This is a genomic window from Bacillus sp. JHAA, assembly GCF_036961585.1.
Taxonomy (GTDB): Bacteria; Bacillota; Bacilli; order Bacillales; family Bacillaceae; genus Bacillus; species Bacillus velezensis.
In genome coordinates this window covers 539,815-563,169 of record NZ_JBAMDE010000002.1, presented here as the reverse complement: position 1 = coordinate 563,169, position 23,355 = coordinate 539,815, and the positions used below count along the sequence as shown (strand labels likewise).

The window sequence follows — 23,355 nt, the reverse complement described above, 5'->3', positions numbered from 1 at the left end:
TTTCGCCTCTTTCCGATTAATTTGCCGTAAGCTTTTTATAAATGACAGATCCGAGCCATCTTGCACAAAGGTTAAACAAGAGCACCGAAATCACCAGCACCGCGGAGCCGCCGTTTGCAATCGCTTCGGCGTCAGGGATGATTCCCTGCGTATTGACACTCCATATATGAACCGCCAGCGTCTCAGCCGGCCTGAAAATGTTGAAAGGAGATGATTCAGAAAACGGGTTCAAATCCGTAAAGTTCAGCCGCGGCGTTGTCAGTCCCGCTGTAAATAACAATGCGGCCGCTTCTCCAAATACTCTTCCGGATGCGAGAATGGCTCCGGTCAAAATCGAAGGAATCGCACTCGGAACCAGCACCGTTTTGACGGTATGCCATCTCGATACGCCTAAAGCGAGAGAAGCTTCTTTCAGCTCCTTAGGAACTGCAGTGAGCGCGCCCTCCGTCACCCGGACCATAACGGGAAGGTTAAAGACCGTTAACGCGAGCGCGCCCCCGATAATCGTGTAACCCCATCCGGTCAGGTTTACAAACATCAGCATGCCGAACATCCCGATGACAATGGACGGAAGCGAAGACAGCACCTCAATACACGTTCTGATAAAATCAGTGATTTTATTTTGGGGCGCATATTCAGCCATAAAGACGCCGCCCCCCACTCCAAGCGGTATCGTGATCAGCATGGTGATAAACAGAATGTAAAAGGAGTTAAAAAGCTGATCCCGTATTCCGCCGCCTGACGCAATGGCGCTCGATTTTGACGTAAGAAAATGCAAGGAGATTTCAGAGACGCCGTGAATAAGAATGTACAAAAACAATCCTGCCAAAATCGCCGCGATTACAGCGGCGCATAACCCGAATACACCGGTGGCCAATTTATCCGTTATTTTCCGGTTCATTACACTTTCCTCCTAGATGACAAGTAGCGTATGAGCAATATAAACAGAAACGACATGATAAGAAGAACAAGCCCCATAGACCATAACGTATTATTTTCAATACTGCCGTATGTGGTATGGCCCATGTTTAACGTAATAATCGTCGTTAATGTTCCCGCCGTATCAAGCAGGCTTTCCGGCAGAAGCTTTGTATTTCCGATAACCATCTGTACAGCGAGTGCTTCTCCGAACGCTCTTGCCATCCCGAGCACGACAGCGGTCATCAATGTCGGAAACGCCGCCGGGATAAGCACCTTTCTGATTGTCTGCCACCTCGTCGCACCAAGCGCATATGAACCGTCGCGAAGGTGTTTCGGAAGTGACGCAAGCGCATCAGCGGAAATCGATGTCACAGTCGGCAGAATCATTACCGAGAGTACGATCGTCCCCGCTAGAAGGCTGTGACCCGTTCCGCTTGATTTAAAAGAGCCGATAAACGGAACCAATACTGTAAGACCTATGAATCCATAAACGACGGACGGAATGCCGACAAGCAGCTCAATTACCGGCTGCAGCACCTTTTTTCCCCAAGTCGGCGCAATTTCCGTCATAAACACGGCACCCGCAATACCGAGGGGCGCTGCGATCAGAGCGGACAGAACCGTGACCGCAAATGACCCGAAAATAAAAGGCAGCGCGCCGAACTCAGGTTTTGCCTGGGTTGGATTCCAATTCAGACTTGTTAAGAACTCAATCGGGCTTACACCATTTACAAAAAAAGATTGCAGCCCCTTAATGCCGAGAAAAATTGTGATCGCCGCTGATGCCGCAATGATAATCGCGGCACACACAGACACAATCACCCTTCCGCGGACTTCATCCATTTGCCTGTTTTGTTTTGAGCTTATTAAGCGTTCGCTTACAGACTCTTTTTCTCTGTGATTTATCATTTGTTTACACTCCTATAAGGAAGAAGAGGCGGGGAGCCCGCCCTCCCCTCAGCTTTGCTTGCCGTTTGCGTCACGTGTGACTTTCATATCAGAGATCGGAATGTAGCCTTGATCTTTTACGATACTTTTCTGTACTTCATCGCTGTTCATATAGTCAAGAAACGTTTTTGTAAGGCCTGACGCTTCACCTTTCGTATAAGAGTGCTCGTAAGCCCAAATCGGATACTCGCCTGTGACGACGTTTTTCTCTTCCGGTTTGATGCCTCCGATCGATAAAGGCGTTACTTTGTCATCGTTTATATAAGAGAATGCCAGATAACCGATTGCTCCCGGCGTTTCCGCAATGATTTTTTTGACTGTATTGGAGGAATCCTCTGTGATGCCCTCTGCAGGCTCTGCTCCGTCAAGAGCATATTTGACGAACGTAGCGCGCGTTCCTGATGAATCAGGACGGTTCACGAGTGTAATTTTTTGATCTTTACCGCCAAGCTCTTTCCAGTTTTTAATTTTGCCTGTAAAGACGTCTGTCAGCTGTTTTTTGGTTATATCCTTTACGCCCGCACCGGGGTTGACCGCAGCCGCCATCGCCACTACCGCTACTCGGTGGTCTTTTAGGGCTTTTGCATCAATGCCTTCTTTTTCTTCAGCAAAGACATCTGAGTTGCCGATTTGCACTGCCCCTTCAGACACTTGCGAAAGACCTGTTCCTGAACCTCCCGCTTGCACCTGCACATCAGCATCCGGATGTTTTTCCATAAACTTTTCCGCCGCTGCCAGTACTAACGGCTGCATGGCTGATGAACCAGAAATGGTTAAAGAACCTGATGCTTTTTTATCCTCACTTGCAGATTGACTGTCTGTCTTGCCGCTTTCCTTTGCATTTCCGCATGCTGCAGCAACAATCATAACAGCAGCCATCAGAAGCATAAGCATCCATTTGTTTTTTTTCATTTCCTGAATTCCCCCTGCATTTAATGTGTAATTTGTCCTACAGGTCTAGAGTAAAGGGTTCTTGTAAAATGCGTATAAATCAAGTGTTAAGGTTTTGTAAATCCGGATGTTTTTTTGTATAAAAAAAACGCTCACAAGTTGTGAGCGTTTTTCTGTTAGTGATTTGTATTGCCGTTTTCAGCGTCTTCCTGAATTTTATCTTCGTTTTTCTGCTTCGTATTATTATCTTCTTGTTTCTTTTTCAGCTCAAAGTATTTGTCCAGAGCTGCTCTTCCTATATCATTCGTAATCGAATATCGATCGCTGTAATCAATATAGGCCCAAGGAACGACTACAGAAATAGCCACTTCCGGATTATCCGCAGGTGCATAAGCGACAAGAGTCGTATTATACGTTCCTTCACCCGTCTCTGATTTGTCCGGACCGTCATAGAAAGATTGTGCCGTACCCGTTTTACCGGCAGGACTGTATGTCGCCGTCGCAAAATCAGTTGCGGCTGTCCCTTTTGTCATGACACGTCTGAAACCTGCCTGCACTTCTTTAATGTCTGCATTATTCATATCAATCTTGTTCAGTACTTGGGGCTGAACAGACTCTACAACGGCTCCGATTCCTTTTTTCGAATCAGGCTGCCTGACCTCTTTTACAAGCTGAGGCTTCAAACGATAGCCTCCATTGGCAATTGTAGATACATACTGCGCCATTTGCAGCGGTGTAAACGTATCATACTGTCCGATGGCAAAGTCTAACAGAAGACCGGAAATTCGCTGTGACCCTTGGTACCCGGTCGCTTCATTCGGAAGATCAATCCCCGTCTTAACTCCGAGTCCGAACTGATTGAAGTAATATCTGAAAGTATCGAATGCCTTCATATCAAGCGGCAGGGACTGGCCTTTTTTGTATTCCCCTTTACCGACGGCAATCGCCGTTTTGAACATGAACACGTTTGACGATTCCTGAAGCGCTTTTTGGATATCTACGGGACCTAAATTCGTCCATGATTTTTTCGGGTTTTTGCTTCCCTTGAAATACATAGGTTCATCCTGGAAAACGGTGTTCAAATTAATCGCGCCCGTCTGCAGTCCGGTCAACACCGTCGCTCCTTTGACCGCCGATCCCATTGCGTAGGAGGAAGTCATTGCGCCGAGGGCATAATCATTAATTTTGTACTTTCCATGGTCATTCGTAATCTGTTTGCCGGCCATCGTCAGCACTTCTCCGTTTTTCGGGTTCATCATGACGACGAAGGCCCGATCAAGAAGCTTCGTGCTCGGTCTCGCTTTTGCCGATCTTAAATTTTTCTCAATGATTTTTTCAACGGATTTCTGCAGGTCCATATCAATGGATAAAACAAGGTCTTTGCCGGCCTGTCCTTTTGAAATCACTTTGCTGCCCGTGACATTTCCGGATGAGTCGGTTAAGTTCTGCACTTTCTCTTTTTGACCCTGCAGCAGGCTTTCATATTGATATTCTAAATAGCTTTTTCCGACCCTGTCATTCCGGCTGTAGCCGAGTGACAGATAGTGATCCAGCAGGTTGGACGGAAGACCTTCGTTCGAACTGGATACACTGCCGAGCAATGTCCGGATCAGGCTTTTATAAGGATAAGACCGTTCCCAGTCAGACGTCACGTCAACTCCCGGCAGTTCATCTAAATGTTCGCTGACGACGGCCATTTCTTTTGCCGACACGCCTTCATTTTTGATGTATTGAGGCGTCAGGGAGTAGCCTGAATCCATCTGCCTTTTGATCGCAAGGATCTGCATGTCTTTAGAAGTGAGCTCATTCAGTTGTTTGTGTGTGATGCGTTTCAGCTGAAGCTGATATAAATCATCGTCAGACAGTTTTTTGTCTTCAGCTTTTTGCTTTTCTTCGGCCGTAATCAGTTTTTTCGCTTCATCAGGCCTCGTTAACATCCAATAGTCTTTTTTATCCCGCTCAGTCACCTTTTTGGTGCTTACCTTAATCATACCCGACAGTTTTTTTGCGATTTTCAAACGCTGCGCCTGGGTGGTTGAGGCTGAACGTGTATATGTAATCGCATTTAATGCTTTATTCGTTACGATGGGATTTAGGTTCCGGTCGTATATTTTCCCTCTCGGAACCGCCGTGCTGACATCAGACTCCTCTTGCTTATTAGCGGCGTTTTTATAATCATCACCCTGAACGATCTGCTTGATGCCAAGCTCGACGATAATCCAAGTGAAAATAAGAAACGCGGCCAAAAACAAAAAATTAAGCCGGATCGGCAGTGATTTTTTCTTTTCTTTGTTTACAGCTATTTTCTTTTTATTTCTCCTCATGACATCACCTTTTCTTATTTACAGAAAGAAATGACACCTTCTGTTCAGGTGCCATTTTTCATTCTAAAGGTTTTTTCGATATTTTTCTACAGATAACCCTTTTATCTTTCTCCTTTTATAAAATTCGGTTCCGCCGCCTGTTTTTGTCGGTCTTCTTCTACTGTTTCATCAGAAGTTTCCGTATCCAGTTTGATGTCTTTTATAAAGTAATAAATCAGCGGATGCCCGGCTCCGAGCAGCACGAGCGCCGCTGGTATCCCCACTTTTTCCTTGAATAATGTAACGATGACAAGGAAACAAAGGATAGAAACGATCCGGCCCGCATTTAAAAATAACTCCCTGAGCACAATGTATTCAATTCTGGCTTTTCTGGCAAGCCGCGCCCGGCCTATCACATCATATGTAAGCGAGACATACGGCACGAGCAGAACTGGATAGCCGATCGCAATAAACACTCCGTACAAAAGGAGCGTCGTGAAGCTCATTTTAAAAATGATGAGAAACAGGGCGCCGTACAAGATCAATCCGCCGATAAGAATCGCCTTTTTCCGCGCTCTTTTTTTGATGAGCCTTGATGCAAAATAATAGGCAAAAAAAGAAACCGCGGAATTGACGAGACCGAATGTTCCGAGCGCCAGCTCACTGTTTGTCGCAATGAATACAAATACGCTGATTAAAAAAACAAAAATCCCTTCTCTCAAGCCTTGAAAAAAGTGCGCGTTGGTAATCCGGCGCCAATTCAGATTCGTGTGGCGCTCATCAAAAACTTTTTTCAGCATAAACCGGCCTTTCGACTCCCTCCGCTTCAGAAAAAAGCTCATGACCACGGCAAGGGCAAATAAGCCGAGCGACAGGCTGAAAATGATTGTATAACCCGTATTGTTTTCAAGTCTTGAAATGACATATCCGGCCACAATCGGACCGATCATGCCCGCCGATGAAGACAAAATGCCTAAAAACCCGTTAAAAAAATCTCTCGTTTCCGGTTCCGTGATTTCGAAAGTCAGCACATTAAAAGCCAGCCAGTAAAAGCCGTATCCAACTCCGAGCACGGCCCCTATCAAAACGAGACGGGAAGCCGCAGTTTCTCCGGCAAGCAGCACACTTAAATAAAAAGCGGCCAAAAAGATAACGCCGAACCTGAGAATAAACACCCTGTCAATTTTTTTAGCCAGCCGGCCCGCCAGCAGAAAGGTAACCGGCTGCATCGTCACGACCGACAAATTGTATATGGCCAAATCAATAAATTTTCCCGACTGCTTCCACAAATACACGTTGACAAATGTATTTGACAGCGCGATGCCCAATGAGTAAAGGCCGCCAATCGTCAATAACAGCAGCAGCCCTTTATTTATTTCGATGTCGCCGATAATTTTTTTTATTTTGCTCATCATTGACTCCCCTTTACTACACATTAGTTTGTCTCACTCAAACTGAGATATGTAAAAGGAATCAAAGTCAATAAAAAAACAAGGCCTCCCGCGGGAGACCTTGTGATCATTCAACTCAATTATTTTGCTTCGCTGTAAAGACGGGCAACTTCATCCCAGTTCACAACATTCCAGAAAGCTGAAATGTAATCAGGACGGCGGTTTTGGTAGTTCAGGTAGTACGCGTGCTCCCAAACATCAAGGCCGAGAACAGGTGTTTTACCTTCTGAAAGCGGTGAATCTTGGTTTGGCGTGCTTGTAATTTCAAGTTTGCCGTTGTTTACAACGAGCCAAGCCCAGCCTGAACCGAAACGGCCTGCAGCTGCTGCCGCGAATTTTTCTTTAAATTGATCGAAGCTTCCGAACGTGCTTTTGATCTCTTCAGCAAGCTCACCAGTCGGTTCGCCTCCGCCGTTCGGAGATAAAAGAGTCCAGAATAAAGAGTGGTTTGCATGTCCGCCGCCATTGTTGCGGACTGCCGTGCGGATGTCCTCCGGCACTGCATTCAAATCAGCAACAAGCTCATCTACAGATTTCTCTGCAAGCGCTGATCCTTCGATCGCTTTGTTGAGGTTTGTCACGTATGTGTTATGGTGCTTCGTATGGTGAATCGTCATCGTTTCCTTATCGATATGAGGTTCTAAAGCATCATAAGCGTAAGGCAATTCTGGAAGTTTGTAAGCCATAATTTTTTCCTCCTTTAAATATATGTACTGAAATGCCGCTTAACGCGAACTTTTCTAATCTCAATGTAACAAAAGAAAGCGTGGTAATCAATGAAAAAGCTCACAATCCGGCGATTCCAGCAGACATATTACACTTTATCCGTTCACGGCCGAAATTAAACCTTTCTAAAGCACCGTCCATAAGAAATATCCGATCATAAAGAGCTGAATGACGCCTTTTGCCGCCACGCTTGTTAAAAAGCCGATTAACGAGCCGAGCCCCACTTTTGCCGCGGACTTGATATCCTTTTGATGAACAAACACCTCAGCGCAGAGAGCACCGATAAACGGGCCTAATATAATGCCCGCCACGGGAATAACGAAGGGCCCGATCAATAATCCGATCGTGCTTCCCCAGATTGCCGCCCTGCTTCCTCCGTACCTTTTAACGCCAAGTAAATTTGACACATAGTCAGCTGCGAATAAAACGGCCGCAAATACCGCCTCAATGAGCCAAAACAGGTAAGAATAAGGACTGAAGGAAAACAAAAATCCGTAGAGAAGAAAACCGGCCACAATAAAAATAACGCTTGGAATCACCGGATATACAAGCCCGATAAAAGCAATGACGAAGACCGCAATGATCATCAGCCAATACAAAACACTCATGACAAAAACACCCTCCTTTGTTTTGCGGGCGATCACCGCTTCCCGCATTATCTTATTATGTATGATTCCTAATCACCGCTTTAAATACTCTCACTTGTGTTCATCCCCTGTGAACGATACAATAAGCAACATATACCAGTTTAGGCTAGGAAGTGAAGATGTTGAACATATTTACGGCTTTATTGAAAAGTACATACTCTCCGGCAGATATTGCAAAAACACGGTTTCAGGGGATAGGAAAAGCGATCCTTTATGTATTTTTGCTGTCTGTCCTTTTTACGCTGCCAAGCGCTTATTACCTTTGCTCCGGCACCGTAAATTCAATGAACGGTTTCAAAACCGTGTTAAAGAAAGATTTCCCTGATTTCAGCATTTCAAACGGAGAATTGCAGACGAAAGCGTCCGCCTCTAAGGAAACGGAAGCGAACGGGTTCGTCATCGTGTTTGATCCGACAGATGCTTACGGCGCTAAACAAATAGCGGCGAAACAAAATGCGATCGGCATTTTGAAAAATAAAATGGTGCTTGCTGTAGACGGACAGGCGACAGAAATGAATTATTCGCTGATGCCTGCTGATATCACAAAAAAAGAAATCATATCAGCATTAAACCAAAATAAAACAATGATCGTCACCGTCCTGTCCGTTTTGCTGTTCATCATGACAGCGGCCGGAAAATTCATTGAAGTATCATTTCTCGCCGTCATCGGACTGATATTGAAAAATGCGCAAAGAAAGACATTGAATTACCCGCAGCTCTGGAAGCTTTCGGCTTATTCCATTACACTTTCGACCATATTCTTTACGATCATGCGCGCGCTTGTTATTACAGTGCCGAGTGAATTTTTAGTGAATTGGTTTGTAAACTTTATCATCCTTTTCCTCGTCTTAAAAGAGATACCGCCAAGAAAAACAGCTGTGTAACAAAGACTGCCCCCGGCGGTCTTCTTTTTTGTCATGAACAAAATGGGACAAGCATACAATGAAGTAAAAATGTATGCGGGAGGCGGTTGGAATGAAGCGGCTTACTTTTGTATTCGGCAGTTTATTTGTGATATTCATTATCTTTTACGATCTTAAAATCGGCACGATCCCTTCTCAAGACCTTCCAGCATACGCAGCGGCGGCACAGCCAGCCCGACAGGAATCTTCATACAGAACGGTTACGGTCAAAAAAGGCGATACGGTGATGTCGATAGTCGGCGCACATAAAGCGCCAGATGATATTGCGCAAGATTTTGAAGCGCTGAATCCGAATGTAAAAGCAAACGCAATTCAGGCAGGCACCGCTTATAAATTCCCCGTCTACCGCAATTAAACGTTAATTTCTTGTCAGTTCGGCAAATACACTGTTACAATATAACATGTAAATAGAAGTTGCCTGACATGTAAAAGGCTCAGCCTGCAAAAGCGGTAACTACAATTAAGGAGCGATTGACAAGTGAGTGAAATCACACATCGTACAAAAACGCGTCCCGTCAAAGTGGGACCTTTAACAATAGGCGGAAATAACGAAGTCGTCATTCAGAGTATGACGACGACCAAAACACACGACGTAGAAGCAACAGTTGCGGAAATCAACCGTTTAGCCGAAGCCGGCTGCCAAATTGTCCGGGTGGCATGTCCGGACGAACGCGCCGCTAACGCGATTGCCGACATCAAAAAACAAATTTCCATCCCTCTCGTTGTCGATATTCATTTTGACTACAAGCTTGCATTAAAAGCAATTGAGGGCGGGGCCGACAAAATCAGAATCAACCCGGGAAACATCGGCCGCCGCGAAAAAGTGGAAGCCGTCGTAAAAGCAGCGAAAGAAAAAGGAATTCCGATCCGGATCGGCGTAAACGCGGGTTCTTTGGAAAAACGCATTTTAGAAAAATACGGCTATCCGACTGCTGACGGAATGGTTGAGAGTGCGCTTCATCATATCAAAATCCTGGAAGACCTTGACTTTCACGACATCATCGTCAGCATGAAAGCGTCTGACGTCAATCTAGCCATAGAAGCATACGAAAAAGCTTCAAAAGCATTTGATTATCCGCTCCACCTCGGAATTACAGAATCGGGCACGCTGTTTGCCGGAACGGTAAAAAGCGCGGCCGGACTCGGAGCGATTTTAAGCAAAGGAATCGGAAACACGCTCCGGATCTCTCTGAGCGCCGACCCGGTTGAAGAAGTAAAAGTAGCCAGAGAACTGCTGAAATCATTCGGTCTTGCTTCAAACGCGGCTACGCTTATTTCATGCCCGACATGCGGACGGATCGAAATTGATCTCATCAGCATCGCAAATGAAGTGGAAGAATACATTTCTAAAGTCAAAGCGCCGATTAAAGTAGCCGTTCTCGGATGTGCCGTTAACGGACCGGGCGAAGCAAGAGAAGCTGATATCGGGATTGCCGGCGCGCGCGGCGAAGGACTTCTTTTCCGCAAAGGCCAAATCGTCCGCAAAGTCCCTGAAGAAACCATGGTCGAAGAGCTGAAAAAAGAAATCGACAAGCTGGCAGAAGAACACTACGCAAAGCTTGAAGCGGAAAAAGCAAAAGCAGAACAAGAAACACAAAAAGCTTGACGGATATTCCGCCAAGCTTTTTTTTGCGTTGTGTTAAAAAAACGGTGTAATGAAGATGCCGAGGACAAGGGAAACAATACCGATTCCCATCGCCCATCCGCCTAAAGCGCCTGCTCCTCTTCTTCTGGCGATATAGCCGACGATAATGCCGCATGCCCCTAATAAAACAGGGAGCACAAACAGGGAAATGATAGAAATAGCCAATGCTGCATACCCTATCCCCCGGCCTTCACTTACTCCGTCCCGGTTATCATCACGGTCTGCTGCCCGGTCAGAAGCACGATATGGCTCTGAAATTTCGGCCGCTGTTTCTTCTGAATAAACATCACGCGTGATATCGGTTCCTTCCGATCCATGATCCACGTAGTAGTCGTTGCCTTTTCGATTTTCGTAATCGTATGCCACCTTCAATTCCCCCTTTTTCTTTTATGAAAGGAGCTTTTTTAGTTTCCGCGTTTTTTACGAATTCATGTTTGCTAAACTTTTCTGGTATTGTTAATTGTTTATGTTACACTTGAAGGGATGAATTTATAGGAGTGTGGACATGTTACGGTTAGGTATAGATATTGACGGCACAGTTACGGCACAGGATACATTTGTCCCTTATTTAAACCGCTCATTTCATCTTTCCATTACCTTGGATGATATGACTGATTATGATCTGACGAAGCTTTTGAACATTACAGACGAGGAATTTTGGGAATGGATGAACGTTCATGAAGCAGCCATATATAAAGAAGCGAAGCTCGCGGAATTTGCCAAGCAGGCACTGGACGGACTGAAAGAAGAGCACCGTCTGATCTACATTACGGCAAGACGCGGCCACTTAGAAGATGTTACGCTGGACTGGTTTGCAAACCGGGACATTCATTACGATCACATTGAGCTTGTCGGAGGCCATCACAAAGTGGAAGCCGTCAAAAAACACGGCATTGATTTATTTTTCGAAGATCACCACGGCAATGCGACAATGATCGCAAAAGAAGCAGGCATTCCGGTTATCCTTTTTAACTCCCCATATAATCAGCTCCCCATCGATTCCAATATTATCAGGGTGCAGAATTGGCTTGAAGCCGTCGCCTGGATTAATAAAAACAAACATAGCTTTCAGCATGTCAAAAGCTGAAAAAAACCTCCTGTATAAGCAGGAGGTTTTTTATCGGCACGCCGGACAGGTGCCGTAAATTTCAAACTTATGGCCGCTGATTTCATACCCTTCCAAATCATCGTGCAGCTTATCCATCGGACAGGACTCAATTTCCTTCGTTTTCCCGCAGGTTAAACAGATAAAATGGTGATGATGATGGGTATAAGAGCATGTAAAACGGAACAGTTTTTCTCCGGAAAGCTCCGTCGTTTCCAAAATGCCGAGTTCTTCATATAACGAAAGATTTCTGTATATGGTATCAAAGCTCAGACCCGGATAGTCGTCATTTAATGCGGCAAGCACGTTTTTGGCGGTCAGATATTTATCAGAATCAGCAAAAAGCTGCAGCATGTCTTCTCGCTTACTCGTATATTTATACCCTTTTTCTTTCAGCAGGTTCAACGCTTCTTGTACGTTCATGAGGACCTCCCCTTTACAACACGGTATCGCTCCAAAAAGAAAATGGCAGCTGTCTGAACAGCAGGCCATTTTCTTATGATGTATCAAATTATACCTATAAAATGATGAAAAGTAAATGAAAGCCTAGTGAATCGCGGTTTTGAACTTACCGCCCCTCGTTTCATGGGTATTCATGATCGTAATAAAGGCGTTTTTATCAATTTCAAACACAATGGATTTCAATTTAGTCACTTCAAGCCTTGTCACGACCGCGTAAATGACTTCTTTGGTTTCATCCGTATATCCGCCTTTCCCCTGAAGTTTGGTGGTTCCCCGCCCAAGCCGGTGCAATATTGCATCTGAGATCTCAGCATATTGCTCTGCAACAATAATGACCGCTTTTGTTTCATCAAGCCCCTGGATGACGGCGTCAATCGTTTTCATGGCAATATAATAAGTCATGAAAGAATACATTGCCTGCTCCGGACCGAACACAAAACCGGCCCAAATGAAAATAAACACATTGATGAGCATAACGAATTCCCCGACTGAAAAGGGCAGCTTTTTCGTGAGAAGGATACCGAGGATTTCAGTACCGTCCATCGAGCCTCCGTTTCGGATGACAAGGCCTACCCCGAAACCGAGCAAAAGCCCCCCGAATACCGTCGCCAAAATAGGCTGGGTCGTAATGGCCTCCACATGGTGCAATGAGGATTCAATCAGCGCTAAACCGACGATTCCGATAACAGTAGAGATGAGAAATGTTTTTCCGATATATTTATATCCGAAAATCATAAATGGAATGTTGAGTAACACAACGAATAAGGCAAAATTGAGGAGGGGATTGGACATAAAGAGGTGGTCTAAAATTAATGAAACACCGATAATGCCTCCGTCGATAAAATTATTAGGGACCAGAAACAATTCAATACTTACGGCGGCTGAACCCGCCCCGATCAGAATCATAATGACCCTGAAGATAAAGTGTAAAAATGATTCTCTTTTATGCTGTTTATTTGGGGTCATAAAATCTCCTTTCCTATAATAACTATTTTAAACAGTAAGCAACTTTATTTTACCATTAAAAGCTGTAACAGTTTAATGATCTGCTCAATACATTATGTCTAAAGAGGTGAAAGTATCGATGATTTTAATACAAAGAATTATTTTGCAGCGGCTCAATCAAGTCACTGCGGACGATCTGCTGAAATATTCCAAGCAATACGGGATCAGCATTACAAGAAGTCAAGCGGCTGAGGTAGCGGCTCTGATGCACGGAAAAAACATCAATATTTTTGATGAACAGGAGCGGCTGCGCCTGCTGAAAAAAGTGGAAACGATAACTTCAAAAGAAACGGCGCGGAAAGTTGACGAACTTTTCAATCAATTCTCAGGGTAAAAAAGGAGGGACACCCGCCCCTCCTTTCTTTCTTATTGAGCTGATATTTTTTCAAGAAGCTCCTTATCAAACTGCTTTTCTTTCAGCATTTCGATTTCAAAACGGTACGGCGGCTTCTTATTTTTCTTGTCTTCACCTACATACGGTGTTTCGAGGATTTTCGGAATATCGGCAAGCTGCTCGTGATGAACGATGTACTGCAGAGCGTCAAAACCGATCTCTCCGAACCCGATATTTTCATGGCGGTCTTTCCGGGCGCCTTTGATATTTTTACTGTCGTTAACATGAAGGACTTTTATCCGATCGATGCCGACGATTTTATCAAACTCGTTAAGAACACCGTCAAAATCATTAGCGACATCATACCCGGCGTCATGGGTGTGGCAAGTGTCAAAGCAGACGGATAGATGTTCATTATGCGTGACTCCCGCAATGATCTCGGCCAGCTCTTCAAAGCTTCTCCCGCATTCTGATCCTTTGCCCGCCATTGTCTCCAGCGCAATCTGCACGTTTTGCCCGGGAACAATCACTTCGTTTAAACCTTCAATGATTTTTTTGATGCCCGTTTCAGCTCCGGCTCCGACATGCGCTCCTGGATGAAGCACGATCTGTCTCGCGCCGATCGCTGCCGTTCTTTCAATTTCAGAACGCAGAAAATCAACGCCCAGCTCAAATGTTGCCGGATTTGTCGTATTTCCGATGTTAATGATGTACGGCGCATGCACGACAATCTCGTCGATACCGTTTTCCTTCATATGGGCGCGGCCCGCTTCAATATTCAAGTCTTCAATTTTTTTGCGGCGCGTGTTTTGGGGAGCGCCCGTATAGATCATAAATGTATTCGCCCCGTACGAAACAGCTTCCTTGCTTGCGGCAAGGAGCATATGTTTTCCGCTCATTGAGACGTGTGAACCTATTTTCAGCAACCCGATTCCCCCTACTTTCCTCTGTTAGATTGGTTTCTTCTCTGCTTCTTTTTAATTTTTTCCATTTCGTAGCTCATTTTCTTTTTATAGCCCGGCTTTACTTTTTTCGGCTTTTTTACGAGGCGTTTCGCAATTTGGTCAGCCTCATTTGCCGTCTTTTTGCGATTTTTACGGCGGTGGCGGTCATCGCCTTTCTTCCATTCCCCGTTTACAAGCTCCGCATAGTCAAACACAATGCCCATCTTTTCAAGTCTTGCGAGCGCATCTTCGTCAGAAAGCTCATAAATGGTCAGTGCTTGGCCTGATGAACCGGCGCGTGCAGTTCTTCCGACACGGTGAACATAAAAATCCAAATCGTCCGGAAGCTCGTAGTTGATGACGTGGCTTACGCCTTTAATGTCAATTCCTCTAGCCGCAAGGTCTGTCGCAATGACATAAGTGAACTCCAGATCATTAATCTGCTTCATTACCTTTTTGCGCTCACGCGGCGTTAATCCCCCGTGCAGAAGACCGACCCTCATTCCTTTTTCAGTCAGGTATTTCGCAATATGGTCAGCCGTGTTTTTCGTATTTGCAAACACAATGCCCAGATAAGGATTCAGATGAGACATCATATCAAAAAGCAGTTTGTCTTTATCACGCTGTTTAGAAGGAACCAAAACATGTTCAATCTTTTCGGCTGTGATTCTTTTCGGCTCAACATGCGCGTACTTCGGATTTTCCATATACTTTTTCAAAAACGGCTTCAGCTTTTCTGGAATCGTAGCTGAGAACACAAGCATCTGCAGTTCTTCCGGCATACGCGATCCGATGTAATCAACGTCTTCTAAAAAGCCCATGTCAAGCATCAGATCAGCTTCGTCAATGACGAGAGACTGCGCTTTATAGACGTTCAATGCCTGCGCCTTAATCAGATCCGCGATCCGGCCCGGCGTTCCGACGACGAGATGAGGCTGTGTTTTCAGCTTATCAATTGATTTTTGCTTGTCCGTCCCGCCGATGAAGCATTTTGTCCGGATCGGCTCATCTTCCGCACCCTGTGTGATTTTGAGCGCTTCCTGATGAATCTGATTGGCAAGCTCTCTCGTCGGCGCCGTGATAACAGCCTGTACCGTATCAGAACCCGGATCAATCCGATTCAAAATTGGCAATAAATAGGCGTGGGTTTTCCCCGTCCCCGTCTGGGACTGCCCGATCACGCTTTCGTTTTTCAGTACGGCAGGTATCAGACGCTTTTGAATATCTGTCGGTTCATAAAAACCAAGGCGGTGAACTGCATCTATAATAAACGGTTTTAAGTTGTATCCATCAAATTTAGTTTCTTTCATTTTTCCCAGCTCCTTAAAGCGGCACATTCTGTGTCCATCATCACATTATAACCGATTTTACTTAAAAACACCATGTCTTGGGGGAATCCTGTTTTCGAGACAGAAAAGCAAATGCCCCCTCCGATGCATATTGTAATAGCAGAGAGACAGAAAGGAGGTACAAGTATGTTTCCACAGCAGCCGATGAGAAATATGGCGCAGCAGGGCCGGCCGTTTATGAATCCGCGTATGATGATGGGAGGAAGACCGTCATTGCCGGGACGGCAGCTGATGCAGCAGGGACGGCAGCTTTTCCCTCAGCAGCAGATTGCCGGAGCGGGCCTGAGAAACGCAGGCACGGGCGGCGGAGGGGGCTTAAAAGGTATGCTTTCCCGTTTTTTACCCGGTTCAGGAGGAGGAAGCGCTGCCGCGTCGGCACCGGCGGCGGCCAGCGGAGGAGCAGGTGCAGGACTGCAGGGAATACAGAACCTGGCAAGTCCGGCATCCCTGTCGAGCATGCTCGGCAACGTTCAGAAGGTGCTCGGCGTGGCGCAGCAGGTTACGCCGATGATTCAGCAGTACGGTCCTTTAGTACGGAGTCTGCCCGCCATGATGAAGCTTTACAGCCAATTAAGCAGCAGTGATGACGAGAATGAATCTGACGAGACGAAAGAAACAGACGAACAGAACAAAAAGGATGAAGCTGAAAAAACAGATGAAACAGATGAAACAGAAGATGAAAACAAATCAGACGCCTCATCCAAAACATCAAAGAAGACGTCTGAAAAAGCATCCGCTTCAAAAGAAAAAGACGCCGCACAGGCAGACTCAGCGGAACAGCCGCGTCCAAAAAGAACATCGGGCAGATCAAAGCCGAAATTATATATTTAACATTCTTTGATATCTCACGAAAGATTAGCTATAATGAGATCAGAAGAATGCAAGATTTGAGCCGTTTAACTACGGCTTTTTATATTGCCTCTACACTCACTTTTGATAGGAGGACATCTACATTGGACGTTATCAAAATATCGCCGCGCGGCTACTGTTACGGCGTTGTTGATGCCATGGTCATAGCCAAAAACGCGTCACTCGATAAAACACTGCCAAGACCTATATATATACTGGGAATGATTGTTCATAATAAGCATGTCACAGATGCGTTTGAGGAAGACGGCATTTACACGCTTGACGGCACAAACCGTCTGGAGATTTTAAAGCAGGTGGAAAAAGGAACCGTTATTTTCACGGCTCACGGGGTATCTCCGGAAGTAAGAAAAGCCGCTGAGGAAAAAGGGCTTGTTACGATTGACGCCACATGCCCGGACGTCACGAAAACACATGACTTAATCCGAAAAGTAAAAGCTGAAGGTTATCACGTCATATACATCGGTAAAAAAGGCCACCCCGAGCCTGAAGGAGCCGTCGGCGTCGCTCCTGAAATCGTTCATCTCGTTGAAACAGAGGAAGACGTGAGAAATCTCGATATTCAGGCTGAGAAATTAATCGTTACAAACCAAACGACAATGTCCCAGTGGGACGTCCACGATATTATGGAATCAGTCAAAGAAAAGTACCCGTACGTGGAATACCATCAGGAAATCTGCCTGGCCACACAGGTTCGTCAAGAAGCTGTATCAGAGCAGGCAAAAAAAGCGGACTTAACCATTGTTGTCGGTGATCCGAAAAGCAATAACTCCAACAGACTGGCTCAAGTGTCAGAAGAAATCGCCGGAACAAAAGCCTACCGAATCGGAGACATCAGTGAACTGAAGCTCGAATGGCTGAAAGACGTCAATACCGTCGCCGTTACCGCAGGCGCATCAACACCGACACCGATTACAAAGGAAGTCATCCGCTTTTTAGAGCAGTTTGACCACAACGATGAATCGACATGGCAGCTTGAACACAGTGTGCCGCTAAAAAAAATCCTTCCGAAAGTAAAAATAAAAAACTGAGGCCGGGGGCCTCAGTTTTTTTATAAGAAAGTAAATGGGTTTGTATCTGTTTCGGAAGCGAAAATGCGCACATCATAGTTTTTCTCCCCGGCCATTGCCGTAAGCTTCTCAGCCGTGCCTTTTCTCATGATCTTTTCAGCATAATGCCCCGGGTCCACGACGTTTAACCCCATCATCATCGCATCATGCGCTACATGGAAATAAAGATCGCCCGTCACGTAAACATCTGCACCCTTCCGCTTTGCCTGATAAATATATTTATTTCCGTCACCGCCAAGAACCGCGACTTTTTTCACCTTGCTGTTTCGCTCTCCGACCATCCGGACTCCGTTAACGTCAAACTTTTCTTTCACAAACAGAGCAAACTCTTCAAGCGTCATGTCTTGCTGAAGTTTTCCGATGCGGCCGAGCCCTTTTTCAAGCGGAGACTGCTCCACTGGATAAATATCATATGCCACCTCTTCATACGGATGGCTTTTTTTCAGCGCTTTTACGACGGTTTTCTCCATACTTGCCGGAAAAACGGTCTCAAGTCTCACTTCATGGACGAGTTCCAGCTCTCCCGTCTGTCCGATAAACGGTTCTGCCCCGTCCAGCGGCTTAAAGCTGCCGATTCCCTCAGAGGAGAACGCGCAATGGCTGTAATTGCCGATATGTCCCGCTCCGGCGTTGCCAAGTGCGGTTCTTACAGCTTCTTCATAGTCTTTCGGAACATATACGGCAAGCTTTTTCAGCGGGTCCGAATATGTCGGGACAAGCACTTCTGTGTCTGTCAGGCCGAGAGCTTCGGCAAGCAGATCATTCACACCGCCGTCCGCCACATCAAGATTCGTATGAGCCGCATATACGGCAATATCATGCTTTATACATTTCTCAATCAGTCTTCCGCCAGGCTGATCAGTGGTGATCTGTTTAAGCGGCCGAAAAATCGGCGGATGGTGGGCGATAATTAAGTCAACTTTTTTCTCAATGGCTTCATCTACCGTTTGTTCCAGAACATCCAGTGTCACCATGACATTTTTCACCGGCTTATTCAATGTACCGATCTGCAGGCCGATTTTATCTCCTTCCACCGCAAAAGCCTTCGGTGAAAATTGTTCAAACAGCTGGATGATTTCCTGTCCGTTCACATGTTTAGGCATGTCCGATTACCTCCTTCAGCAGAGAAATCCGCTCTTTCAATTCAGCTAATTTTTCATGACTTTCATGCTTTGCGCTGCGGCTGATCTGTTCATAAATTTGTTCAGTATGCTTAAGTTCCTGGCTCCATTTCCGAAGAAACACTTCATTCCTCTCTTTTAATAAAAACGGACCCGCAAGCATTCCGGCAGCCATCGGCACGTCCCGATACGGCGCATCACGGTCGCCAGTTTCCGCAACGAGGATTTCATAACACTTTCCGTCTTCTTCGAGAATCACTTCATCAATCAGTTCATAGCCTTCCTGATACAGCCACTCTCTTATATGAACGGCATGAATATTCGGCTGCAGAATCAGCCGTTCACGCCCCGTCAATTTCGTTTTTCCGGACTCCAAAATATGAGCGATCAGCGCTCCGCCCATGCCAGCGATTGTAATGGCGCCGGCTTCTCCTTTTTCAAGGACGCTCAGCCCGTCACCTTTCCTTACGGAGATAAGAGTGCTTAAGTCCAGTTTTTCCACCTGCTGTTTGGCGGATAGAAACGGTCCGTCTGTAATTTCACCGGCGATTGCCCGGCTTGCCAAATGATTCAAAACGGCATAGCAAGGAAGATACGCGTGGTCCGACCCGATATCAGCAACCAGGGCACCCGGAGGGATATATTCCGCCACAGACTGCAATCTTTTAGATAACTTCATTTCATTCACAATATCACAACTTTTCTCAGGTTCTTTTTCCTTTACTATCATATAAAAAAACCGCCCGGAATCCAAGCGGCGGATAGAGTTTTTCATATGTCTTTTATATAGGGACCGGTAAAGCTTTATTTAATGTCAGAAACCCATTTTGCCATGTCATCCAGCTTTTCGGCCGGCACAAGGCCTGCGGGCATCCCGTTGCCGCCTTTTTCAATTTTTGTTTTAATCTCAGCGACATCTTTTCTTTTGCCGACGCCTTTTAAGTTCGGCCCTGACACACCTTCATAGTTTTCCCCGTGACAGGTGATGCAGTTCGCTTTATAAATCTCTTCAGGTGAAGCGTTTGCAGTTTCCTTCTCGGCATTTTTGCTTTCACCGCCGCTTGCGATCTGATGCGCATCTCCATTGCCTTTTACAGCTAAAAAGAAAGTCAGCCCTATTCCCAGCACTGCAATGAGCAAAAAAGGAATCAGCGGATTCCACTTCATATCTCCATCCCCCTTTTTCATTCTCCCCCTATGTAAACACTTCTAATTCTAACTTATTTTTACAAAAAGTAAATGGTCTTGCTCAGCAATTTCATTGATTTCACAATTTATACAAAAAGCAAAAATAACTGTTTTGTTTATCACAAAATTATCTTTATTCTATTGTATAATGAATTGTATACGCTTACAATAAAGAATATAAATAAACTTATCTCATTTTCCCCCTTTCAGGACATGCCGCATTTTTTCCAAACTCATTTGCAAAACATATGCTTATCCAGTAAAATAAAGGTATATTATCCATATATCTTATACATAAAAAAGAACGGATCAAAAAGACCCGTTCCATTCTATTCGAGAAAATCCTTCAGACGTTTGCTTCTGCTCGGATGTCTCAATTTGCGAAGCGCTTTTGCTTCAATTTGGCGAATACGCTCTCTCGTTACTCCAAACACTTTGCCTACTTCTTCCAAAGTTCTTGTGCGTCCGTCATCCAGACCGAAACGGAGACGCAGCACGTTTTCTTCACGATCTGTCAACGTATCCAGCACATCTTCCAGCTGTTCTTTTAAAAGCTCATATGCCGCATGATCCGACGGAGATGTCGCTTCCTGGTCTTCGATGAAATCACCGAGATGTGAGTCGTCCTCTTCACCGATCGGCGTTTCTAAAGAAACAGGCTCTTGAGCAATTTTTAATATTTCACGGACTTTTTCAGGCGTAAGATCCATGTCTTCAGCAATCTCTTCCGGTGTCGGCTCTCTGCCAAGATCCTGAAGAAGCTGACGCTGCACCCGGATTAATTTGTTGATGGTTTCCACCATGTGAACCGGGATACGGATTGTTCTCGCCTGGTCAGCGATGGCGCGTGTAATCGCCTGTCTGATCCACCAAGTCGCATACGTACTGAATTTATATCCTTTACGGTAGTCAAACTTCTCGACGGCTTTCATGAGACCCATGTTTCCTTCTTGGATCAAGTCTAAGAAAAGCATGCCGCGGCCGACATACCGTTTAGCAATGCTGACAACTAAACGAAGGTTTGCTTCAGCCAGTCTGCGTTTAGATTCCTCGTCACCCTCTTCAATTTTTTGAGCGTAGGTGATTTCTTCTTTAGCAGAAAGAAGATTTACCCGTCCGATTTCCTTAAGGTACATGCGGACTGGATCATTGATCTTTACGCCAGGCGGTACGCTGAGGTCATTAAGGTCAAATTCTTCTTCGGCTTTGGCAAGCTGTTGAATATTAGGATCTTCCGTTTCTTCATTTTCACTAATTAATTCAACACCTTGTTCTCCTAAAAATTCATAATACTCATCCATTTGGTCTGATTCAATTTCAAAGCTGGACATGCGTTCAGCAATTTCTTCATATGTTAAAACGCCACGTTTTTTTCCAGTTTCAGTAAGCTGCTCTTTTACCTGGTCTAATGTAAGTTCTGTTTCTGTTTCGTGGGTTTGTTTATCAGCCATTATGGATCCCTCCTTCCAAAGCTTGCAACGAATTCTAAAAGCGGTATGTTTCTTATCCGACCCGGAAGCCTTCTCTCTTTTTCAGCATGCAGGGCTGCGGATAATAAATGACAATTCATGATGAGGTTAAGCGATCTATTTGCTCCTCCGCAAGGAATCATTGCCAATCAGAACGCAAGCCTCTTTTTGGTGTTACTTTAATGATCGGTTCAATGCAACAATTTCTTGAGCCAGAGACGCAGCTTTCACGAAGTCTTTCTGCCTCTCCGCATCCGCTCTTTCTGCTTCTTTTTCCTTTATCATTGACCATTTTCGGTGATCCAACACTTTTTTTACGTAATCGGATAACTCGGCCTCTGAGAGCTCCTCGTTTACTTGGAGCATCCCTATATCTGAAAGCAGCTGGCTGATTTCCTCATCCTGCATTCTCGCCATAAGATGCTGCGGCGTCATGTCAGCGCCCTCTTCATAAACAGCGTACAGGTATGCTGCCAGCGCACGATGTCCGTCAATGTTAAATTCAAAGCCGACACGCTCAATCACTTTCTTTATGACGTTTCGGTCTCTCAGCATATGAGCGAGCAGAAGTCTTTCCGCGTTCTCATAGGCGGGACGGAGACGGCGCCGTTTCGCTTTTGTCGTCACCCGGGCCCGCCTTGTCTGCGGTTCGGCGTTTTTGTCGCCGGGGGCGTTTTGTCTGGCGTAGATGGAAAGCTGTTCCGTCAAAGATTCTACCGAAAGAGAAAATTCTGAGGCGAGCTGCTTCACATACATTTCCTGCTCAAGCGACCCGGAAAGAGCGCTGATTTCTTTCAGCACTTCTTTCATGTAAGCGAGCCGGTCTCCTTCGTCAGATAAGTTTTTCCCTTTGCGGAAATACTGCATTTTAAAAGCCATGACCGTAACGCTTGCATCAATGATATCGGTCCGGAATTTTTCTCCGCCCCGGGTTCTGATATAATCATCAGGATCAAGTCCGTCAGGCAGCATGCTTACTCTTACCTTACAATCGGCTTTCTGGAGCAGGCCGGCCGCTTTCAGCGTAGCTTCGTACCCGGCTTTATCCGAATCGTAGCAGAGAATGACCTCCTGAACATTTCTTCTGAGGATTTTCACATGTTCTTCGGTGAGCGACGTCCCCATTGTGGCGATACTTTCTTTTACGCCTGAGCTGACGGCGGATATGACGTCAGCGAAGCCTTCAAACAGAACGGCTCTCTCCTCTTTCCTGATCGGCAGGCGCGCCTTATGAAAGTTATACAGCAGCTTAGATTTATGAAACAGCGGCGTTTCCGGGCTGTTCATATATTTCGGCTGCTGGCTTCCGAGCGCCCTTCCTGAAAAAGCCGCCACGGCTCCGTGGTGATCATGAATGGGAAACATAATTCTGTTTCTGAAACGGTCAAAATACCCGCTGCCGTCTTCCCTTCTGATCAGCAGACCCGCTTTTTCCATCAGTTCTTCCTCAAAACCGCGCTTTTTCAAGAATTTCGTCATGAAATCCCAGGAATCCAGCGCGTAGCCGATTTCAAACTCATCTATGAGCTCTTTCGTAAAACCCCTTGATAAAAGGTAATCTAACGCTTCCTGGCCTTCCTTTGTATTTATTAGCAAATGATGGTAAAATTTCTTCAGAAGCTCGTGGGCTTCCGCCATCTTCTGCTCTCCGGAAGATTCCGGCCTGGATGCAGAGTGAATCGTTATATCATCAGGGAAATCAATCTGATATTTATCCGCAAGGTGAGAAACAGCTTCCGTAAATGAATAACCTTCCATCTGCCGTAAGAAAGAGAAAACGTTCCCGCCCGCACCGCATCCGAAGCAATGAAAGATCTGCTTATCGCTGGAGACGGAAAACGAGGGCGTGTTTTCCCCGTGAAACGGACAGAGCCCAAAGTAGTTGCGGCCTTGCTTTTTCAATTGGACATAATCACCTATGACTTCAACAATGTCTGCTGACTGCTGCACCTGATTAACTACTTCATCTGGTATGCGGTTTCCCAT

General features: G+C 45.6%; 24 protein-coding genes. 7 read left to right on the top strand and 17 right to left on the bottom strand.

Going from position 1 to position 23,355, the window contains the following annotated elements; all coding sequences use genetic code 11:
- Positions 1 to 16: 16 nt before the first annotated feature.
- The 7 genes from pstA to V7728_RS06920 form a co-directional block, all read right to left on the bottom strand.
- Positions 17 to 901: a phosphate ABC transporter permease PstA gene (gene pstA / locus V7728_RS06950; RefSeq protein WP_015240223.1), complete on the bottom strand. Its 885-nt coding sequence runs from the start codon at positions 899 to 901 to the stop codon at positions 17 to 19.
- Positions 901 to 1,830 (bottom strand): phosphate ABC transporter permease subunit PstC, encoded by a 930-nt coding sequence (pstC, locus tag V7728_RS06945; RefSeq protein WP_099566905.1) that lies wholly within the window; start codon positions 1,828 to 1,830, stop codon positions 901 to 903. The genes pstA and pstC overlap by 1 nt, the downstream gene beginning before the upstream one ends.
- A 48-nt stretch (positions 1,831 to 1,878) precedes the next feature.
- Entirely contained in the window at positions 1,879 to 2,781 is a 903-nt protein-coding gene (locus V7728_RS06940) for a phosphate ABC transporter substrate-binding protein (protein WP_012117998.1), read from the bottom strand.
- 155 nt (positions 2,782 to 2,936) lie between these two features.
- Complete coding sequence (pbpA, locus tag V7728_RS06935; RefSeq protein WP_099566906.1) at positions 2,937 to 5,084, bottom strand: penicillin-binding protein 2A; 2,148 nt, start codon at positions 5,082 to 5,084, stop codon at positions 2,937 to 2,939.
- A gap of 101 nt (positions 5,085 to 5,185) precedes the next feature.
- Complete coding sequence (locus V7728_RS06930) at positions 5,186 to 6,475, bottom strand: MFS transporter (RefSeq protein WP_012118002.1); 1,290 nt, start codon at positions 6,473 to 6,475, stop codon at positions 5,186 to 5,188.
- A 119-nt stretch (positions 6,476 to 6,594) separates the two neighbouring features.
- Complete coding sequence (sodA, locus tag V7728_RS06925) at positions 6,595 to 7,200, bottom strand: superoxide dismutase SodA (protein ID WP_003153025.1); 606 nt, start codon at positions 7,198 to 7,200, stop codon at positions 6,595 to 6,597.
- A gap of 165 nt (positions 7,201 to 7,365) precedes the next feature.
- Positions 7,366 to 7,848: a DUF456 domain-containing protein gene (locus tag V7728_RS06920; protein ID WP_007408301.1), complete on the bottom strand. Its 483-nt coding sequence runs from the start codon at positions 7,846 to 7,848 to the stop codon at positions 7,366 to 7,368.
- A 158-nt stretch (positions 7,849 to 8,006) separates the two neighbouring features.
- Here V7728_RS06920 and V7728_RS06915 point away from each other — a divergent pair, with 158 nt between their 5' ends.
- The 3 genes from V7728_RS06915 to ispG all read left to right on the top strand — a co-directional run bounded on the left by V7728_RS06915 (position 8,007) and on the right by ispG (position 10,416).
- Positions 8,007 to 8,771: a DUF1189 domain-containing protein gene (locus V7728_RS06915; protein WP_052827649.1), complete on the top strand. Its 765-nt coding sequence runs from the start codon at positions 8,007 to 8,009 to the stop codon at positions 8,769 to 8,771.
- Between the two features lie 91 nt (positions 8,772 to 8,862).
- Positions 8,863 to 9,165 (top strand): LysM peptidoglycan-binding domain-containing protein, encoded by a 303-nt coding sequence (locus tag V7728_RS06910; protein ID WP_007408299.1) that lies wholly within the window; start codon positions 8,863 to 8,865, stop codon positions 9,163 to 9,165.
- Between the two features lie 132 nt (positions 9,166 to 9,297).
- On the top strand, positions 9,298 to 10,416 hold the full coding sequence (gene ispG, locus V7728_RS06905; protein WP_169510269.1) for a flavodoxin-dependent (E)-4-hydroxy-3-methylbut-2-enyl-diphosphate synthase: 1,119 nt from the start codon (positions 9,298 to 9,300) through the stop codon (positions 10,414 to 10,416).
- 33 nt (positions 10,417 to 10,449) lie between these two features.
- Here ispG and V7728_RS06900 read toward each other — a convergent pair whose 3' ends face one another.
- On the bottom strand, positions 10,450 to 10,827 hold the full coding sequence (locus tag V7728_RS06900; protein WP_087920773.1) for a DUF308 domain-containing protein: 378 nt from the start codon (positions 10,825 to 10,827) through the stop codon (positions 10,450 to 10,452).
- Positions 10,828 to 10,960: 133 nt separating this feature from the next.
- Between V7728_RS06900 and V7728_RS06895 the strand changes: the two genes are divergently transcribed.
- Complete coding sequence (locus V7728_RS06895) at positions 10,961 to 11,542, top strand: nucleotidase (RefSeq protein WP_007408297.1); 582 nt, start codon at positions 10,961 to 10,963, stop codon at positions 11,540 to 11,542.
- Between the two features lie 30 nt (positions 11,543 to 11,572).
- Here the strand turns inward: V7728_RS06895 and V7728_RS06890 are convergent, their stop codons facing one another.
- Together V7728_RS06890 and V7728_RS06885 are read right to left on the bottom strand one after the other, a co-directional pair.
- Complete coding sequence (locus V7728_RS06890) at positions 11,573 to 11,983, bottom strand: Fur family transcriptional regulator (protein ID WP_003153018.1); 411 nt, start codon at positions 11,981 to 11,983, stop codon at positions 11,573 to 11,575.
- 123 nt (positions 11,984 to 12,106) lie between these two features.
- Positions 12,107 to 12,988, bottom strand: a complete 882-nt coding sequence (locus tag V7728_RS06885) for a YitT family protein (protein ID WP_007408296.1) — start codon at positions 12,986 to 12,988, stop codon at positions 12,107 to 12,109.
- 118 nt (positions 12,989 to 13,106) lie between these two features.
- Here V7728_RS06885 and V7728_RS06880 point away from each other — a divergent pair, with 118 nt between their 5' ends.
- On the top strand, positions 13,107 to 13,361 hold the full coding sequence (locus tag V7728_RS06880) for a DUF2624 domain-containing protein (protein ID WP_003153013.1): 255 nt from the start codon (positions 13,107 to 13,109) through the stop codon (positions 13,359 to 13,361).
- A 32-nt stretch (positions 13,362 to 13,393) separates the two neighbouring features.
- On the opposite strand, the gene V7728_RS06875 is transcribed toward V7728_RS06880, so the two are convergent.
- Positions 13,394 to 14,287 (bottom strand): deoxyribonuclease IV, encoded by an 894-nt coding sequence (locus tag V7728_RS06875; protein WP_012118004.1) that lies wholly within the window; start codon positions 14,285 to 14,287, stop codon positions 13,394 to 13,396.
- 11 nt (positions 14,288 to 14,298) lie between these two features.
- On the bottom strand, positions 14,299 to 15,615 hold the full coding sequence (locus V7728_RS06870; RefSeq protein ID WP_015240227.1) for a DEAD/DEAH box helicase: 1,317 nt from the start codon (positions 15,613 to 15,615) through the stop codon (positions 14,299 to 14,301).
- 165 nt (positions 15,616 to 15,780) lie between these two features.
- On the opposite strand from V7728_RS06870, the gene vrrA reads away from it, so the two are divergent.
- On the top strand, positions 15,781 to 16,485 hold the full coding sequence (gene vrrA / locus V7728_RS06865) for a VrrA/YqfQ family protein (protein WP_043021624.1): 705 nt from the start codon (positions 15,781 to 15,783) through the stop codon (positions 16,483 to 16,485).
- 122 nt (positions 16,486 to 16,607) lie between these two features.
- A complete protein-coding gene (locus V7728_RS06860) occupies positions 16,608 to 17,552 on the top strand; it encodes a 4-hydroxy-3-methylbut-2-enyl diphosphate reductase (protein ID WP_012118007.1) in 945 nt (314 codons plus the stop codon).
- Between the two features lie 20 nt (positions 17,553 to 17,572).
- On the opposite strand, the gene V7728_RS06855 is transcribed toward V7728_RS06860, so the two are convergent.
- From V7728_RS06855 to dnaG, 5 genes are all read right to left on the bottom strand, one after another.
- Positions 17,573 to 18,694: a Nif3-like dinuclear metal center hexameric protein gene (locus V7728_RS06855; protein WP_015240228.1), complete on the bottom strand. Its 1,122-nt coding sequence runs from the start codon at positions 18,692 to 18,694 to the stop codon at positions 17,573 to 17,575.
- Positions 18,687 to 19,391: a tRNA (adenine(22)-N(1))-methyltransferase gene (locus V7728_RS06850; RefSeq protein ID WP_032866478.1), complete on the bottom strand. Its 705-nt coding sequence runs from the start codon at positions 19,389 to 19,391 to the stop codon at positions 18,687 to 18,689. Before V7728_RS06850 ends, V7728_RS06855 begins: the two co-directional genes overlap by 8 nt.
- A 125-nt stretch (positions 19,392 to 19,516) precedes the next feature.
- Positions 19,517 to 19,879: a cytochrome c550 gene (gene cccA, locus V7728_RS06845; RefSeq protein ID WP_003152999.1), complete on the bottom strand. Its 363-nt coding sequence runs from the start codon at positions 19,877 to 19,879 to the stop codon at positions 19,517 to 19,519.
- Positions 19,880 to 20,229: 350 nt separating this feature from the next.
- Positions 20,230 to 21,351 (bottom strand): RNA polymerase sigma factor RpoD, encoded by a 1,122-nt coding sequence (rpoD, locus tag V7728_RS06840; RefSeq protein WP_003152998.1) that lies wholly within the window; start codon positions 21,349 to 21,351, stop codon positions 20,230 to 20,232.
- A 192-nt stretch (positions 21,352 to 21,543) separates the two neighbouring features.
- Entirely contained in the window at positions 21,544 to 23,355 is a 1,812-nt protein-coding gene (dnaG, locus tag V7728_RS06835) for a DNA primase (protein ID WP_007408290.1), read from the bottom strand.

Excerpts from the sequence above, each read along its gene's own strand:
- pstA (WP_015240223.1), bottom strand. The coding sequence starts at position 901 with ATGAACCGGAAAATAACGGATAAATTGGCCACCGGTGTATTCGGGTTA.
- pstC (WP_099566905.1), bottom strand. The coding sequence starts at position 1,830 with ATGATAAATCACAGAGAAAAAGAGTCTGTAAGCGAACGCTTAATAAGC.
- V7728_RS06940 (WP_012117998.1), bottom strand. The coding sequence starts at position 2,781 with ATGAAAAAAAACAAATGGATGCTTATGCTTCTGATGGCTGCTGTTATG.
- pbpA (WP_099566906.1), bottom strand. The coding sequence starts at position 5,084 with ATGAGGAGAAATAAAAAGAAAATAGCTGTAAACAAAGAAAAGAAAAAA.
- V7728_RS06930 (WP_012118002.1), bottom strand. The coding sequence starts at position 6,475 with ATGAGCAAAATAAAAAAAATTATCGGCGACATCGAAATAAATAAAGGG.
- sodA (WP_003153025.1), bottom strand. The coding sequence starts at position 7,200 with ATGGCTTACAAACTTCCAGAATTGCCTTACGCTTATGATGCTTTAGAA.
- V7728_RS06920 (WP_007408301.1), bottom strand. The coding sequence starts at position 7,848 with ATGAGTGTTTTGTATTGGCTGATGATCATTGCGGTCTTCGTCATTGCT.
- V7728_RS06915 (WP_052827649.1), top strand. The coding sequence starts at position 8,007 with ATGTTGAACATATTTACGGCTTTATTGAAAAGTACATACTCTCCGGCA.
- V7728_RS06910 (WP_007408299.1), top strand. The coding sequence starts at position 8,863 with ATGAAGCGGCTTACTTTTGTATTCGGCAGTTTATTTGTGATATTCATT.
- V7728_RS06895 (WP_007408297.1), top strand. The coding sequence starts at position 10,961 with ATGTTACGGTTAGGTATAGATATTGACGGCACAGTTACGGCACAGGAT.
- V7728_RS06890 (WP_003153018.1), bottom strand. The coding sequence starts at position 11,983 with ATGAACGTACAAGAAGCGTTGAACCTGCTGAAAGAAAAAGGGTATAAA.
- V7728_RS06885 (WP_007408296.1), bottom strand. The coding sequence starts at position 12,988 with ATGACCCCAAATAAACAGCATAAAAGAGAATCATTTTTACACTTTATC.
- V7728_RS06880 (WP_003153013.1), top strand. The coding sequence starts at position 13,107 with ATGATTTTAATACAAAGAATTATTTTGCAGCGGCTCAATCAAGTCACT.
- V7728_RS06870 (WP_015240227.1), bottom strand. The coding sequence starts at position 15,615 with ATGAAAGAAACTAAATTTGATGGATACAACTTAAAACCGTTTATTATA.
- vrrA (WP_043021624.1), top strand. The coding sequence starts at position 15,781 with ATGTTTCCACAGCAGCCGATGAGAAATATGGCGCAGCAGGGCCGGCCG.
- V7728_RS06855 (WP_015240228.1), bottom strand. The coding sequence starts at position 18,694 with ATGCCTAAACATGTGAACGGACAGGAAATCATCCAGCTGTTTGAACAA.
- V7728_RS06850 (WP_032866478.1), bottom strand. The coding sequence starts at position 19,391 with ATGAAGTTATCTAAAAGATTGCAGTCTGTGGCGGAATATATCCCTCCG.
- cccA (WP_003152999.1), bottom strand. The coding sequence starts at position 19,879 with ATGAAGTGGAATCCGCTGATTCCTTTTTTGCTCATTGCAGTGCTGGGA.
- rpoD (WP_003152998.1), bottom strand. The coding sequence starts at position 21,351 with ATGGCTGATAAACAAACCCACGAAACAGAAACAGAACTTACATTAGAC.
- dnaG (WP_007408290.1), bottom strand. The coding sequence starts at position 23,355 with ATGGGAAACCGCATACCAGATGAAGTAGTTAATCAGGTGCAGCAGTCA.